Source organism: Granulosicoccus antarcticus IMCC3135 (assembly GCF_002215215.1).
GTDB lineage: Bacteria > Pseudomonadota > Gammaproteobacteria > Granulosicoccales > Granulosicoccaceae > Granulosicoccus > Granulosicoccus antarcticus.
The window spans coordinates 1,685,999-1,701,149 of the sequence record NZ_CP018632.1 but is presented as its reverse complement, the minus strand read 5'-3'; the positions used below and the strand labels follow the sequence as shown (position 1 = coordinate 1,701,149).

Sequence of the window (15,151 nt, the reverse complement as noted above, 5' to 3'; positions counted from 1 at the left end):
TTCGCTGAATCCAGATCCGAGTCTTGTTACCCTGCATGAACAAGCGAACGACACTTTTCCGGCTCTCCCCGCAGCCGGGACTGGCCATCGGCGCGCTGGCAATCTGTGTGATTGCCAGTCTCTTTATCGGCGTCATCGACATGCGCCCCAGCGAACTGTTTACCGACCCTGAAGCACTCTGGTTGTTGAGCGTCAGCCGACTACCACGAACCCTGGCAGTATTATTGACTGGTGTCTCACTGGCTATTGCTGGTCAAGTCTTGCAGGTATTGGTGCAGAACCGTTTTGTTGAACCGTCAACCGCCGGTAGCGGACAATCTGCGGTCCTGGGAATCGTACTGATAACGCTACTGTTCCCCGCAAGCTCCATCGTGACAAAGATGATTGCAGCCAGTATCGGCGCACTACTGGGAACGCTGTTGTTCTTGCTGATGATCAGAAAACTACCGGTACAGGAAACCTATCTGGTACCTCTGGTCGGCATTGTCTATGGAGGGGTCATCGGTGCCATCGCCACCTGGCTGGCATGGCAGGCGGACCTGCTTCAATTACTGGATATCTGGATGACAGGCGAATTCTCCGGAATGATGCGCGGCCGCTATGGACTATTGTGGATCGCCGGTATTCTCGCCGTATTTACCTATTTCGTGGCTGACCAGTTCACGATTGCCAGCCTGGGACGCGATCAGGCGCGCAACCTGGGCCTGGACTACCGCACCATCATGGCATTGGGCCTGTTGGTGGTATCGGTCGTTACCGCTGTCACTATTGTCACTGTCGGCATCATCCCGTTCATCGGCCTGGTTGTGCCCAATATCGTGAGCCGTCTGCGGGGCGACAACCTTCGATATTCGCTCCCCCTGGTAGCATGGCTCGGTGCCATGCTGACTCTGTTGAGTGACATGCTGGGCAGGCTGCTCATAGCCCCTTACGAAATTCCGGTAGGTACCGTCTTTGGTGTTGTTGGAGCCGTCGTCACCCTGTGGCTTTTGTATAGCCGACCCGCAGCCCGACAGGCATGAATCTTTCAAACAATCGAGGTAGAGAGCGCAGACACACTGCATGGCTGCTGGCGGTACTGAGCCTGATGGTCTTGTTGGTATCCTGCCTCTACTTGTTCCAGGGAGCTGATGGCAACACAGTGTTCATCATGGCATTCAGGCTGCCTACCCTGCTGGGTTTACTGATAACGGCTTCAGCCATCGGTGTATCGACACTGCTGTTCCAGACACTCAGCGGCAATCGCATACTCACTCCCTCCCTAATGGGATTCGACTCTCTGTACGTTCTCATTCAGACCAGTGTCGTCTTCTTTCTTGGCAGCAGTCACTACGTCACTCTGCCGCCATCAGCTAAATTCATGGCCGAACTGGCCATCATGTCTCTGTTGGCGGTGGCTTTGTTCAGCACTTTGCTGAAACGCGGACAGTCCGATTTTTCACGCCTGATTCTCACCGGCATCATTGTCGGTGTGCTATTTCGCTCACTGTCTGGTTTCATGTCCCGCATTCTGGCACCCAATGATTACGCCGTGGTGCAATCAGCCAGCTTCGCCCGGTTTGGCAATATCAATGAATCGCTACTGGGCTATGCAGGCTTGGCTGTGATTGTCTCGTTGTGGCTGACCTGGCTGTTACGGCGCAAACTCGATATCATGGCACTAGGGCGCGACCTGGCTATTGGACTGGGCGTCGAGCATGACAAGACTGCTTTCCAGATTCTGACACTGATCGCTGTTCTGGTCGCCACAGCCACAGCGCTGGTAGGCCCTGTTGTCTTTCTCGGATTGCTCATCAGCAGTCTGGTCTACGCAATCAGTCCACGCCACAGCCACGCCATACTGATTCCTCTGACCATTCTGGTGGGCATTCTGATCCTGCTCGGCGGGCAACTGATTCTAGAACGCCTGCTGCATATGCAGATCACCATCAGCGTCGTTATCGAACTACTGGGTGGACTCCTGTTTCTCTATCTGCTTCTGGTAAAACGGCCATGATCAAAACCCGTGCAATCGATCTGAGCCTGGACAAGCACCAGATTCTCAGAGATATCTCAGTTGAACTTCCACCGGGCAAGATAACGGCCTTGATCGGTCCTAATGGCGCAGGTAAATCCAGCCTGCTACATACGCTGTCACGACTGCAAAAACAGGACAGAGGCGAGGTCGAACTGGCAGGTCGTCTGCTCAATGACTATGCCTTCGACGAACTTGCCAGGCACTTATCGGTGCTGCGCCAACACAGCAGTATCGGCTCTCGTTTGCGTGTGCGTGAGCTGGTCGCATTCGGCCGATATCCGCACAACAAGGGGCGTGGCAGCAAAGCCGACGATGTCATCATCGAACAGGCACTGGCAGATTTCGACCTGAGCAGTCTGTCCGATCGCTTTCTCGAAACCTTGTCAGGAGGTCAGAGGCAAAGAGCCCTGTTAGCGATGAACTTTGCTCAGGCCACCGACATGGTGTTGCTCGATGAGCCTCTGAACAATCTGGATATTCGTCATGCACGCCAACTGATGCAGCTGATTCGCCTGCACGTCGACAAGGGTCGCACCTTCGCACTGGTACTCCACGACCTGAACCATGCGGCACGTCACGCTGACTATATCGTGGCGATGAAGAACGGTGAAATTTTCATGGCAGGAGATACGGCAGCCGTGCTCAACTCTGAAGTACTGTCTGCGCTCTATGAAACAGACATCAGAATGGTGACTGTCGAAGGGTCATTACTTGCATTGACGTATTGATCCATTGGAGGATGTGTTGATAATCACCCACAGGGGCTTTCGCCACACCCCCCTTTGTTGGTGCACTGCACTCTATGCAGCACCGTGCTGCAAAATTAGCCCACGACAGCGCCCCTCTTTTATCTTACTTTCAGGGTTCCTGTTCGCAGAATTTGGCAGGTATCAGCTCTTGATAACTCTGCCTCGTTTGTAGCCTGCACCGAGCGATTCCAATTCACACATCAGTGAGAATAACTGACCATGCTCCCCCATCAGCACCATCTTGTCAGAGAGTCGTGGAAAAAACTTTCACCCATTCGCGACACGGCTGCTGAACTGTTCTACCAACGATTATTCTCCGTTTATCCGGAATTGGCTCCCATGTTCAAAGGCGACATGAAGGTGCAAGGTGAAAAGCTCATGCAGATGCTGGATAAAGCCGTTGACTCTCTGGAGAACATGGAATCATCTATCGAGCCTCTCAAGCAGGCCGGACGTGCGCACCGCAGCTATGGCGTCAACGAGGAGGACTATGAGAAATTCGCCAACTGCCTGTTCTGGACGATGAAAGAGGGGCTGGGAAAAGCCTTTGATGCCCCTACACGAGAAGCATGGGCAAACACTTACGCGACACTGAGCAGCATCATGATTGAAGGTGCCAACTACAACAAGTTACCTGACTCTGCCAGTATCGGGAAGTTGCCATGGTTGAAGCGCATTCTGGGCAAAGCCCATGCAGTGCTTCCCGTCAGTCTGCGTTGACTGCTCCAGTATTTCTTCCCGACATTGTTAAGATACAATTTGCGATCAGCTAGATAGCGCTGCCTATAAGTCGGGCAGCCAAGCCCGCACACGCCTGCCATTTTATTGGCATTGCTACCTTAACTCTGGATCACTATGAAATTACTTCGAATCATCAATACTTTTGCTGGTGCTTTTATATTTCTGACGTTGTCCTCACTCAGTTCCCACGCTCAGGATCTGGAGACGCCACCGCCAGGTAAAGTCATCCTGACAGTTTCAGGTGCAATCAACGCGTCCAAGGAGCCCGGCACAGCGGCCCAAAAAGATCCATCGCAACAAAATACTGTCAGCTTTGACCGAACCATGCTTGAAGCATCGGGCCTCACAAAAATAATCACAGAGACCCCATGGACAAAAGGGCTGGTTGAATTTGAAGGTGTTCTGGCAAGAAATCTATTTGCAAAAATCGACGCAACTGGCAAATCGGTCCAGGCAAGGGCGCTTGATGACTACATCGTAGACATACCTATCGAAGATTTCTTTGAATACGATGTGATACTTGCCACGCGCAAGAACGGCGAACCTATCACGATACGTGACAATGGTCCTGTCTGGATAATCTATCCATGGACGGACGTTTCAGACTTGCGTCGTCCACAGTATTACTCTCGGTCCATCTGGCAGCTCAAGTCACTGACGATTCTTCCATGAACCTGAAGAGGGGGGCATGGAGGACCCTTGACTCCGGCTTATTGATCGCTGCGGCCATTCTGGCTACTGGCGCGATCGTGATGCTGTTCGGTCTGAACAAGGAACTAGCCTCTTCCCAGAATATTTTCAATGACGATCTGCCCTCCTACGCAGTCAGGGCAGAGTTTGACCTGGCTGTGCTCATCTCATCTCTCAACGAGTTCGCTCTGGGGTACTCGAGCCCGGAAGAAATGCAGATACGATACGACGTTCTGCTTTCCAGGTACACACACTATGAGTCGGCATTTCTGACCGAATTCACTCTGGCAGATGTACGGTTTCACCAACTACTTGAAGCCCAGAAAGTCAAACTACTAAGCCTGGAAGAAGCTTTCTTTGCGCTACAGACTGGTGACACCGCAAACGCCATGGCGATCAGGGATCAGTTCAAGGAAATGCATTCGCCACTATCTCAATTAAGCAACATCACTCGTCAGCACCAGTTTTCAAAGTATCTGCAAATTGATGAGAGTCTTGCGCACAGTCTTCGTGTGGGTACCTTGATGCTGGCATCGACATTGATTCTCTGTGCTCTGGCTCTGGGTCGATTCTGGTACAGCTTGCGAGAAAAAACACGCTTCAGTGAAGAGCTGGAAGCAAAGATACGCATTCGAACACTGGATCTTCAGAACAGCAACAACGAACTCAAACGAGAGATAGCAGAACGACAACGTGCTGAAAAATCCTTGGCCGAGCGCGACCAGCAAATGCATCGAGTGCAGAAGATGGAAGCGGTCGGCAGGATAACCGCAGGTGTTGCCCATGACTTCAATAACTTGCTAGCCGTCATCATGGGTAATATCGAACTCCTGATGAGTAGCGATCGCGCCCCAAAAGCCAGCAAATACCTGGATAACGCCCTATCCGCAACGATCATGGGTAGCCAGCTGACGCGAAAACTATTGGCTTTTGGCCGGCGTTCTCCGCTCAAGCCTGAAGTTGTCAATCTGAACCGGATCGTTACCGACCTTGAAGGTCTTTTTCTGCAGACTATTTCGGAAAAAAATACGTTGCAATTGCATCTGTCCAATGACCTCAGATCAGTGTCCGTCGATAGATCATTACTGGAAAACGTTCTGCTCAATCTGCTCATCAATGCTCGCGACGCCCTGCAAGGTGGCGGTTTCATCAGTATTGAAACCGATAACTTCTACCAGGAGAATGACCTCTCAGTAGAAGATGATCGACTGTTACTCTCTGGTCACTACGTCCGTATATCCATAACCGATAGTGGTACAGGCATGAGTGAGGAGGTACTCGAACAGGCGATTGAACCTTTTTTCACTACTAAGCCTGAATCAAAAGGATCGGGGCTTGGGCTTTCCATGGCCTACGGATTTGTACAACAGTCCAACGGCAGCATACAGATCAGAAGCAAGCTGGGTATGGGTACCTCCGTGAGGCTGATATTCCCTGTCAGCTCTGATGGTGAAGCGATTGACATCACGTATCGTCCGGTTGTCCATGTATCGTTTGGGAGCACACGACGAATTCTGGTTGCAGAGGATTCAGATGCCGTACGCAATACGGTTGTCTCGCAACTGCAGTTACTGGGTTATGAAACCATCGAAGCCTCTAGTGGTTACGGTGCCTATCAACTCATCAAATCAGATATCAGCATAGATCTGCTATTAACCGATGTCGTCATGCCTGGAAGCCTGCAAGGCCCGGAACTGGCAAAGCTTGTCTTGAAGTTGAATCCTGATTTGAAAATTGTCTTCATGTCAGGTTATCCCAAAGGAATGGAAAACCAGGCGGATTGTGCCAATGACGAACTCACAAAGCTGATGAAACCCATATCCCTTGCAACGCTTTCTCAGACTTTACGCAGCGAATTCGAAACCAGTCCATGACCTTATCGGCAAACAAACCAGAGTAAGCGACGGCGGCAAAGACTAACGTTGCTGTTTCCATAGCGTTTGCCTGCACTTGCGTGGGGGGCCGTCAGGCCATTAGTTTAGAATTCATGGCTCTGTTAACGTGCTATAAGTGGCGAATGGACATCTCCATTGCCGCCCCAACCTGGACATCTAATAGACGCAGCCCCTATCACTACCGCAACCAGCCTCGATAATCTATCGCTACTGGAATCTATATCAAACAACCTTCGTGAACATGGCTACTCTGTCCACCTCAACGCATTACCACACCTTCTCTCCCACTGCCTGTTGAATCAGGCAATAGCAACACCCTCCAAAGAATTCCGCCCTGCCAGTATCGGCCGCAGATCGAAATTGTCGCTGCAAACCGACATTCGCAATGATCAGATTTCATGGATAAATGACAGCACGGTCGCTGGAATTGCCTGGATAGCCTGGATTGCAGAGTTGCAGAGCTACCTCAACGCTCATCTGTTTCTCGGATTGTTTTCATTCGAAAGCCATTATGCTCACTATGGGCCTGGTTGCTTCTACGGCCGACATCAAGACGCATTCCATGGTGATGCCAACCGTGTTCTTTCATTAATTGTCTATCTCAACCCTGAGTGGCAGGCAGGTGATGCAGGGGAGCTGGTCCTCTATACCGGCACGTCACCAGAGGAACGGCTGGTCATTCACCCGCAGTTCGGCACACTGGTCATGTTTCTGAGTGAAGATATCGAACACGAAGTTTTAGTGACCAACAAAGACAGGCGCTCCATCGCAGGCTGGTTCCACCTCAATCAAAGCCACGGTGGACTCATTGACCCTCCCTCCTGATGGTGCGGGTTAGTGCCTGCTGGTGCAGGTAGAATAATTCCACATACCGGCTCGGATTGTGAGATGGTCAGAGTTACACTGCACGCTCACACCCGCACTGGAGCACGATTGTTTCCATGTCCACAGAGGCCACTACCTCCCTCCACCCGATAAGGCAGACAAATAGCCAGCATGGCATCCAGCTGATGCTGGCTGGCATGTTCCTGTTTGCCACGGCAGACGTACTGGCAAAATTTCTTACCCAGTCATTTCACCCCATCCAGATATTCTGGTTCAGGCAACTTGCACTGCTACTGGGGGTGCTATTCATGCTGGGCCTTCACGGACCTTCGATTCTGATCACCAGGCGACGAGGTCTGCAGATCACTCGAGGAGTGCTGGTTGTTGGCTCCAGCCTGTTCTTCATTTTTGCTGTGCGACATGTTGCGCTGGCTAATGCTGTGGCTGCCAGCTTTGTCGCCCCCTTCTTCCTGACGATTCTTGCCGCGTTACTGCTCGGGGAAAAAGTGGGCATCCGTCGCTGGTTAGCCGTCTGCGTCGGCTTTATCGGTGCCCTTGTCATTGTTCGACCAGGAACAGGGGCAGTCCACCCTGCTGTTCTACTGGTTGTTGTCGCCGCTGCCTGCTATGCCACCAGACAGGTGCTCGGCCGCTTGCTGGCCGACACCGACAAGACCATCACGACTGTGAGCTATACCGCCCTCACCGCCAGCTGCATCGCATCGGTCGCCTTGCCCTTTTTCTGGCAATCGCCAGAAACCGGACTCCAATGGCTGGCATTGATAGCCATGGGCCTGTTTGCTGGTGTCGGGGAAGTTATGGTGGTCAAGTCTCTGGAAGTGTCTGAAGCCGCAGCCGTTGCCCCCATCCATTACTCTCTCATTATCTGGGGAACACTTTACGGCTACCTGGTGTTCGATCAATTACCCGACCAATGGACCTGGATCGGCACGGCCATCATCGTCTCGGCGGGCATCTACACCTTGAAGCGTGACCAGATCAAAGCGACTGCAGAGTCGTGAAACAACAAGCTCTCACGTGCCCTTGTTGTGCCGTACCTGACACTCTGCACAGAACTGCGCAGAGTTTCATCACTTGAGCTAAACAGATCGGATACACTGACAGATACACTACTGATAACTGTCCCCCATGAAACTGCTAGTCCGTAATCTGGATCGCGACCTGAGCGAGGAAGACCTCAAAGCTCTGTTTGAACCGTTCGGAAAAATCCAGTCCTGCACACTGGTTCTGGACCAGAAATCCGGCACTTCAAAAGGCTTCGGATTTATCGAAATGCCCATTCCCGGCGAGGCAAAGGCAGCCGTGAAGCAACTCAATGGGCAAGAGGTCTCCGGTCTGTCCATTCGTGTGAAAAAGGCCGAATAGAACCCCGGGGCTACTCATTCGTGCGCTGGCCGGAACTTGTCAGCGGCGATAGCCCTGAACGCTCATTTGCGTATGACAACGACATTGATGTCATTCAGTCTTGACGCTGCCATTGAGCAGGTTTTGTGATCCGGAAGCCGATAATTCACGATCGATGCTCTGACGAATGGATTCGTCCACAGCGGTATCGCCACTCTCACTCCCAGCAGCATTCGCACTACCTCGAATCAATGGCGGTTTGTCTTTTCGAAGGCTTTCAAGCAGCCTACTGTCACCACTGCTGAGCTGTGACGCCATCGTTTGAGCATCCAAACCACGAAAACGTAATTGATAAATCGGTTCAGGCATCACTATGCCGGCATCATCAAACGCTTGTTTCACTTGACGTATAGCTTCACTTCTAACTTTCATCAGATCGCTTCTGGTCTGGTCGATCCAGCCGCCAATGGTAAGAGTGACACTGGAATCGCCCAGTTCTGTAACCAGAGCAATCACGGGAGGATGGGGCAACACACCCTCAATCGCGTAGACAGCCTCTACGGCAGTTTTCTGAGCAGCATTCAGATCCAGATCGGTATCGATACCGACAACGAACTCAAATCGTCTATCAGGCTGACGCGTGAAATTGATGATTATCGATTTATAGACAATGGCATTGGGCACCCTCACATGATTACCGTCACGTGAAATGAGTATGGTGGCTCGGGAGGTAAGACGTGCAACCGAGCCTTCATGTTCACCTATCTGCACATAGTCGCGAACCAGAAACGGGGCTCTGAGACTAAGCAGAATACTGGCTATGAAATTCTCAACGGTGTCCCTCACTGCAAAACCGACTGCCAGACCTACAATTCCCGCAGCCCCGAGCACTGAACCGAGCACAGAGGTGGCATCCAGTAATGACAGGGCAAGCACCAGGCCTGCCAGTGTCACAATGATGCGTACCAGAGTTGCAAGTAGATCGGCAATGAACCCGTTGGGGGCCACCGCATTGAACACACGTCGATGCTGCCCTACTCTGCGCCCTGCCCACCAGAAGATGGCCATCAACACGAGTGAGAGCAGGAAAATGGGTAATGCGGCAATGAACGACAGAGCAGACAATTGCAAACGATCCAGGATCGAATCAACCCGTCGGCTTACATTGGTATCAACAGTCAGCGTATCAACCACCTCGATAACGCCTTTAACCTGACCGGCAATCCTGGTTGCACGTTCGCTTCCGCGAGCTGTAGGGACAGTGCCACTAAGCGTAACGATACCGTTGACAACAGCGACATTCACGCTCTCAAGCGTATCCAGCTCTGTAAAAATACCTACCAGACGCTTGCTGATTTCATTATCTGAGCGGGCATCACTTTCCAGTTCGATCTTTTCCTGCACGGTGTTTTGAGTAGTTGCAGATTCCGAGCCCAGCAAGTCGTTGAGGACATCTGCAACAGCAAATACAGGTGTGACCAGCAAGGTCACGATAAATACCATTCGGAGAAGCATTCTGGCTGTCATGCACTCAAGAGCCTTTACAGAGTCAATGCGCAGAATAGCAATATCTTCACGGCCAATCGTACCGTTGAGTTTTTTGCTCGCCTCTCTTGAATCAGAGGAATAGCATTCTAGGACGCTTTTCGAACGGGCTGGTTATCCGAATCCGAATCGTCGTCACTGGCTACGATGCGATTCCTGCCTCGGCTTTTAGCCAGGTACAAGGCTTTATCAGCAAGGTCGATTTCAGCCTCTATATTCAATCCCACAGACGGTACGAAGGCGGTCACACCCGCGCTGATGGAAAGAAAACCATGACCACTGTATTCGTGCAGCACTTGTAGCTTTTCAACCGCAGCACGCATGCGTTCGGCCACACGCGCTATACCGCGCATGTCAGTGTCCGGTAGCACCACCACAAATTCCTCGCCACCATAGCGAGCGACGAGATCCTCATCGCTCCGTGCAGCCCCACTCAGTGCATTCGCCACCTCGCGCAGCGCATCATCGCCATACAGATGACCATAGTTATCGTTGTAGCGCTTGAATTCATCGATGTCGATGAGTGCCAGACCAATCGAGCTACCCTTGGCCTGCGCTCGCAGGCATTCCGTTTCCAGTACCTGATCAAATCTGCGACGGTTGGCAATCCCTGTCAGGCTATCGGTAATACTCAGAGATTCAAGCCTGTCATTGGCTTCAGCCAGCGCCTCTGTTCTCTCAGTCACCTTGCGCTCCAGCGAGGCGTACAACAAGGCATTGTCCAACGATACCGTCAGCTGACCCGCTACCAGGTTGACAGCCTCCAGCCGGTCAGCAACAAATGCACTACTACTCAGATTGTTCTCCAGCATCAGCACCGCACGCACGGTGCCGTTGCTGAACAATGGCATCACCATCAGAGAGCAATGCTGCAGGCCTCTCATATAGGGATCTCGCGAGAACCTGTCATCGCAGATAGCATCGTCCACCACTAACATCTCACGCGTACGTTCAAAATAGCGAAAGGCACTCAGTGGCAGCAAGTTGCGTTCACCCGCCTCCTCTACCGACAGGGATTTCTCGCCTTCAGACCCTGCCCGTGGCAACAGACGCCACGCCTGTTCATCCTCATGCCACAGAATGATCGACACTGACGTTGCCCCACTCAAGGCTTCAAGAATTTCGGTAATTCTTGTTTTCAGAGGATCCAGGCTGGTCTCGGAACTCAGTGCCTGGGACGCTTTGAGAATACCCAGCAAATCAATCGCATCTACAGACGTGCCAATATTATTGCCCGATCGGGTCGAAATAGTCTGCGCCGACAACAGCTCTGGTTTCAACAATGTGCGGGCGCTGGCAGATTCTTTATCACCCAGCCAGGGGTGTGACTCTTCCAACTGCAATACCTTCTGGCGGGCTCCCCAGAGAAGATATCTTTCGTGTGCTTCAGCAAGTAGATCACGACTGAGACCAGTCACCCCATAAGCATGCTGAAACTGTGCTGAACGCTCGGCAATGAATGCCTGCTGCCAGGCTCGGGGCTGCGTCGAAGCCATTTGCCGTGCCTTGTCAAATGCCAGCGCTGCTGCCTGATAATCCTCACCCTTCCACGCAGCTTCAGCATCCACCAGGTGGAGCAGATGTTCGAAATTATCAGGTGCATCAGCAGCCCGATTGCAGATCCATTGACGACACAGTGCGAACTCTCTGAACTGCGGATCATCCTCATGTGCCTGTGCAGCACCCTCTCTGGCCAGAGCGCAAGCGCGCAACAGATAGCCCAGCACACTGGTATGAGAGCTTGCTATATGAGGTAGGAAATTCATGGCGACAGCTGAATATCTGGCAAGCTGTTCCGGCAGATTGAACATCAGTGCCAGATGAGCCTGTAACAGATACAGATAGATAACGGCAATCGGAAAACCTTCTATCCTGCATGCTTCCAAGCGCACATATTCTTCCAACTCAGAACCTTGCAGTACAGGCTGCTTACCCCGAAGTACCTCTGCCCAGCAATCATGTTGCGTGAATATAGCGGCGGCAAAATCATTGCACGTTCGGAGCGCAAACGCTGACGAGGCAGCAATCTCATCGGCGTGCTCATCCAATGAGGGCGAGCTGTCCATGGCACTACTCAGCATGGCTATATGGCAGAAGCAGGCATTCTGATAATCCCCTCTTTGCACCAGCGATTCATGAGTCCGTCGCGCCAGGTCTGCATTACTCGTCAATGAGTCAAACCAGTGTCCTGACGACAATGCATACAGATAATGCGCTCGTGCGACATCGACGTCGAATTCACGTATTTTGGCTACTTCAAGGACATGCTCTATTACGCGATGTCCGATAACATAAGCGTTATCGGGACCAATCAACGCTGGAGCACAATGCGCCAGAGGTCCAACCAATGCACCGCAGGGGCCATGCTCACTCCATATACGGCGACTTTCAATACAGAGCCACGCCATCAAATCCGGTGCGGAGAAGAAAGCCGGTGTCATGAGCCTCATGATGACACGAGACACAGCAATGAGCGCTGGATCCGTAATCTCAGCTCGATCAAAATCTGTTTTGCGTTGCGGGTGATCAATCCACACATCAAAGCCTTTCAAGGTAATCTGGACCATTTCTGTCAAAGCTTGCTGATCAGGAACAATGACGCCCAGTGTTTTCATTAATGAAAGACCCAGCTCAACAGCTTCAACAGCTCGGCCTCTATTGGTCAGGCTGGAAATCTGCACACAACTGACATCGACAATCTTCAGCGTGGCCACCCTGATCTCAACGATTCGCTGGTAGACACTATCCGCATCATCCAACCTTCCCATACTGTACAAAACCGTGTGCTGAGTGCACATCAACTCGAATTTCAAGTCGCAATCAAGTTGTCGCTCACCGATGCGGTCATCCAGTAATGTAATACCACCATCCAGCAGGCGTTCCACCAACACCGGGTTGATCAATAGCAGATTGCTTGCAGCCTGATGGAACAATGTGGCTGCATGCACCTTTTCTTCGACTGTATTGATCAGTGAGCTGGCGATCAGGTAATGCTCAGCCGCCAGTGTGGAATACGAATCGGATAACGAAAGCCTGCGTGCCAACAGAAGATGCAGCCGACGTTTTGTATCAGTCTTTCTCTCACCCAGGCTCGCCTGCTGGACACGAGCATGAAGAAACCTGAGCGAGCATTCACGCCCACTACCTTGCAGCACCAGACCCGCATCCAGGGCTGGCTGCAACCTCAACTCAAGACCCGATTCTGACTCGGCAGAGGCCAGTAATAACAGATCCCGCTCGACCTCTCCACCCAGGTAAGCCATAAGCCTTAACAACCGAACCGTGCCTGAGGGCAATCGCTTCAGGCTCGCCTCTACAAGTCCCCGGACCTCACTGTTTCTCGCCGCTTCGCGAATTGTCTCTATATCCCAGTGCCATCCTTCGTCATGTACCAACAACTTCTGTGTGTAAAGTATATTGATGAACTCGACTGTGTCGAACGGATTACCCAGTGTGTAGGGAGCCAGAACCTCGGCCAACTCAGTGGCGGTATCCGTTGGAAGGTTCAGCATCTGGGACAGAAAAAGGGCTAGATCTTCGTCTTGTAGGTTCTCGAGATGGATCTGCTGCGGTGCCACCTTGTTCCGATGCCATTGAGCCTGATGAATAGCCAGGTGATCAGTCGGCTCATCCTCGTTATCCCGGTAAGTGCCAATCAGAAGCAATCCGGCTATGGGTTCAGCCGTTACCAGGTTATCCAGAAAACTGATTGGCGCGGACGTCCCCCATTGCAATTCATCAAGCACCATGACCACTGGACGACCTGCGGCACAGATTGTTCTGAGCATATCCAGAGAGCCCTGAATCAATCGTCGACCTTCAACCAGCGGATCCATGTGACTTGCCTGCCTGCTTTCAATTTGAAAGAGCGTTGCGAATTCCGGATTGAGATCAACCATCAGATGCATGTTTGGTCCAAGAGCTTCTCGCAGTTGCTGGCGTAACGCCTGCAACTCGGCTTCCGGTTCGGCCAATAGTTGCCGACCAAGAGATATGAATGCGCTCAGTACGGCATCTGTGTCCATATCCCGTCGAAACTGGTCGAACTTGCCTCTGACGTAATACCCGTTGCGTGCCTCCACCTCAGCTCGCAGTCCTTCCACCACGGCCGTTTTGCCAACCCCCGGAACCCCGGAGATCAGAAGTACGCTCCCCTCGCCTGCCATGGCCCCCTGGAACACCTCAAACGTTCTTGCCAGATCAGCGCTGCGTCCGACAGGTTTGGCAGGCGGATTGATTCTCAAACCAAAATCATGATTTCCCAGAATGAAGTCTTCCGCACGGGTACTGTTCGGGGCATCTGCCAGACGCTGCAGGTCCGAAGCCAGACCATCTGCACTCTGGTAACGGCTTTCCGGCTCTTTCTCCAACAGGCGCATGACAATGCGCGACAGGGCCACAGGCAACTGTGAGTCTATCGTATGGGGGGGTGTTGGCACTTGTGCCAAATGGCTGTGTATCAACCGTAATGCATCTGTTTCCACGAACGGTGGCCGAGCACAGAAAATCTCATAGAAGGTCGCACCTACTGCGTAAAGATCAGATCGCTGGTCCAGAGTGGAGCCGGTACGACCCGACTGCTCGGGCGCAAGATACGCCAGAGTACCGACCAGTTCACGTGAAGCTGTCCCTTGCGACACCGCCTCAGAGGCCAGACAACCCAGATCGAAATCGATCAGAACAACACGATCATCCGGGTCGCCAACAAGAATATTTCTCGGATTTATATCTCTGTGCAGTACGCCATTATGGTGCACCCGGGCCACTATGCGCGCCAGCCGCAGTGCTACCTGGATTTTCCGCCCCAGGGTTATTTCGGAGCGAGCCAGCCACTCGCTCAACTCAATACCGTGGTTATCCTCTAGATACAGCGAATCCTGTTCTTGAGGACTTTCGCCCAGCTGCATGACGCCATCAATACCTTCCAACAGAACAAGGCAGGTATTTTCACGTTGCAGCCGCGCTACAGCCCCCGCTCCAAAGGCCCATTTGACCACTTGTGAACGTCCTTCGCCCAGCTGTCGTCGTACGACCACAGTCTGCGAGCTGCGATACAACACTTCGTCATCGATGTTCAATGACTCATTGCTGTAGTCGTGAACTGTGTTGAAAGGCGTTGGGGCCATACTGAAGAATCCGTTCCTGTCGGCTTAAAGTAAAAGGGTCTCAGACGGAAGACATGTCAACCAAACGAGCTCTACACAATTTTTCGGCAAGCAGGACGAAAAGGTTAACTCGCATTGAGTCATAACCCACTCAACGTGTTCAACCTCACAGATCAGAGAATCCGTTTTTAGCGAGCCCCTTGCTGGTCTGGACACCCC

General features: G+C 52.2%; 11 protein-coding genes. 9 read left to right on the top strand and 2 right to left on the bottom strand.

Going from position 1 to position 15,151, the window contains the following annotated elements:
• The first annotated feature begins 35 nt into the window (after positions 1-35).
• The 9 genes from IMCC3135_RS07290 (at position 36) to IMCC3135_RS07250 (ending at position 8,303) form a co-directional block, all read left to right on the top strand.
• Positions 36-1,022 carry an ABC transporter permease gene (locus IMCC3135_RS07290; protein ID WP_088917008.1) on the top strand — a complete coding sequence of 329 codons (987 nt, stop codon included), beginning with the start codon at positions 36-38 and terminating at the stop codon, positions 1,020-1,022.
• Positions 1,019-1,996, top strand: coding sequence for an iron chelate uptake ABC transporter family permease subunit (locus IMCC3135_RS07285; protein WP_205737950.1), 978 nt, complete (start codon positions 1,019-1,021; stop codon positions 1,994-1,996). Before IMCC3135_RS07290 ends, IMCC3135_RS07285 begins: the two co-directional genes overlap by 4 nt.
• Positions 1,993-2,745 (top strand): iron ABC transporter ATP-binding protein, encoded by a 753-nt coding sequence (locus IMCC3135_RS07280; RefSeq protein WP_088917007.1) that lies wholly within the window; start codon positions 1,993-1,995, stop codon positions 2,743-2,745. Before IMCC3135_RS07285 ends, IMCC3135_RS07280 begins: the two co-directional genes overlap by 4 nt.
• Positions 2,746-2,985: 240 nt before the next feature.
• A complete protein-coding gene (locus tag IMCC3135_RS07275; protein WP_088917006.1) occupies positions 2,986-3,486 on the top strand; it encodes a globin family protein in 501 nt (166 codons plus the stop codon).
• A 135-nt stretch (positions 3,487-3,621) separates the two neighbouring features.
• A complete protein-coding gene (locus tag IMCC3135_RS07270) occupies positions 3,622-4,179 on the top strand; it encodes a putative pterin-binding protein (protein ID WP_088917005.1) in 558 nt (185 codons plus the stop codon).
• On the top strand, positions 4,176-6,071 hold the full coding sequence (locus IMCC3135_RS07265; RefSeq protein WP_169727422.1) for an ATP-binding protein: 1,896 nt from the start codon (positions 4,176-4,178) through the stop codon (positions 6,069-6,071). The genes IMCC3135_RS07270 and IMCC3135_RS07265 overlap by 4 nt, the downstream gene beginning before the upstream one ends.
• A gap of 381 nt (positions 6,072-6,452) precedes the next feature.
• Complete coding sequence (locus IMCC3135_RS07260) at positions 6,453-6,917, top strand: 2OG-Fe(II) oxygenase (RefSeq protein ID WP_205737949.1); 465 nt, start codon at positions 6,453-6,455, stop codon at positions 6,915-6,917.
• A 116-nt stretch (positions 6,918-7,033) separates the two neighbouring features.
• Positions 7,034-7,939: a DMT family transporter gene (locus IMCC3135_RS07255; RefSeq protein WP_205737948.1), complete on the top strand. Its 906-nt coding sequence runs from the start codon at positions 7,034-7,036 to the stop codon at positions 7,937-7,939.
• Between the two features lie 127 nt (positions 7,940-8,066).
• Positions 8,067-8,303 (top strand): RNA recognition motif domain-containing protein, encoded by a 237-nt coding sequence (locus tag IMCC3135_RS07250; RefSeq protein WP_088917002.1) that lies wholly within the window; start codon positions 8,067-8,069, stop codon positions 8,301-8,303.
• Between the two features lie 90 nt (positions 8,304-8,393).
• Here the strand turns inward: IMCC3135_RS07250 and IMCC3135_RS07245 are convergent, their stop codons facing one another.
• Together IMCC3135_RS07245 and IMCC3135_RS07240 are read right to left on the bottom strand one after the other, a co-directional pair.
• Positions 8,394-9,809, bottom strand: coding sequence for a mechanosensitive ion channel domain-containing protein (locus IMCC3135_RS07245; protein ID WP_088917001.1), 1,416 nt, complete (start codon positions 9,807-9,809; stop codon positions 8,394-8,396).
• Between the two features lie 107 nt (positions 9,810-9,916).
• Positions 9,917-14,953, bottom strand: a complete 5,037-nt coding sequence (locus IMCC3135_RS07240; protein ID WP_088917000.1) for a diguanylate cyclase domain-containing protein — start codon at positions 14,951-14,953, stop codon at positions 9,917-9,919.
• Between the last annotated feature and the right edge of the window lie 198 nt (positions 14,954-15,151).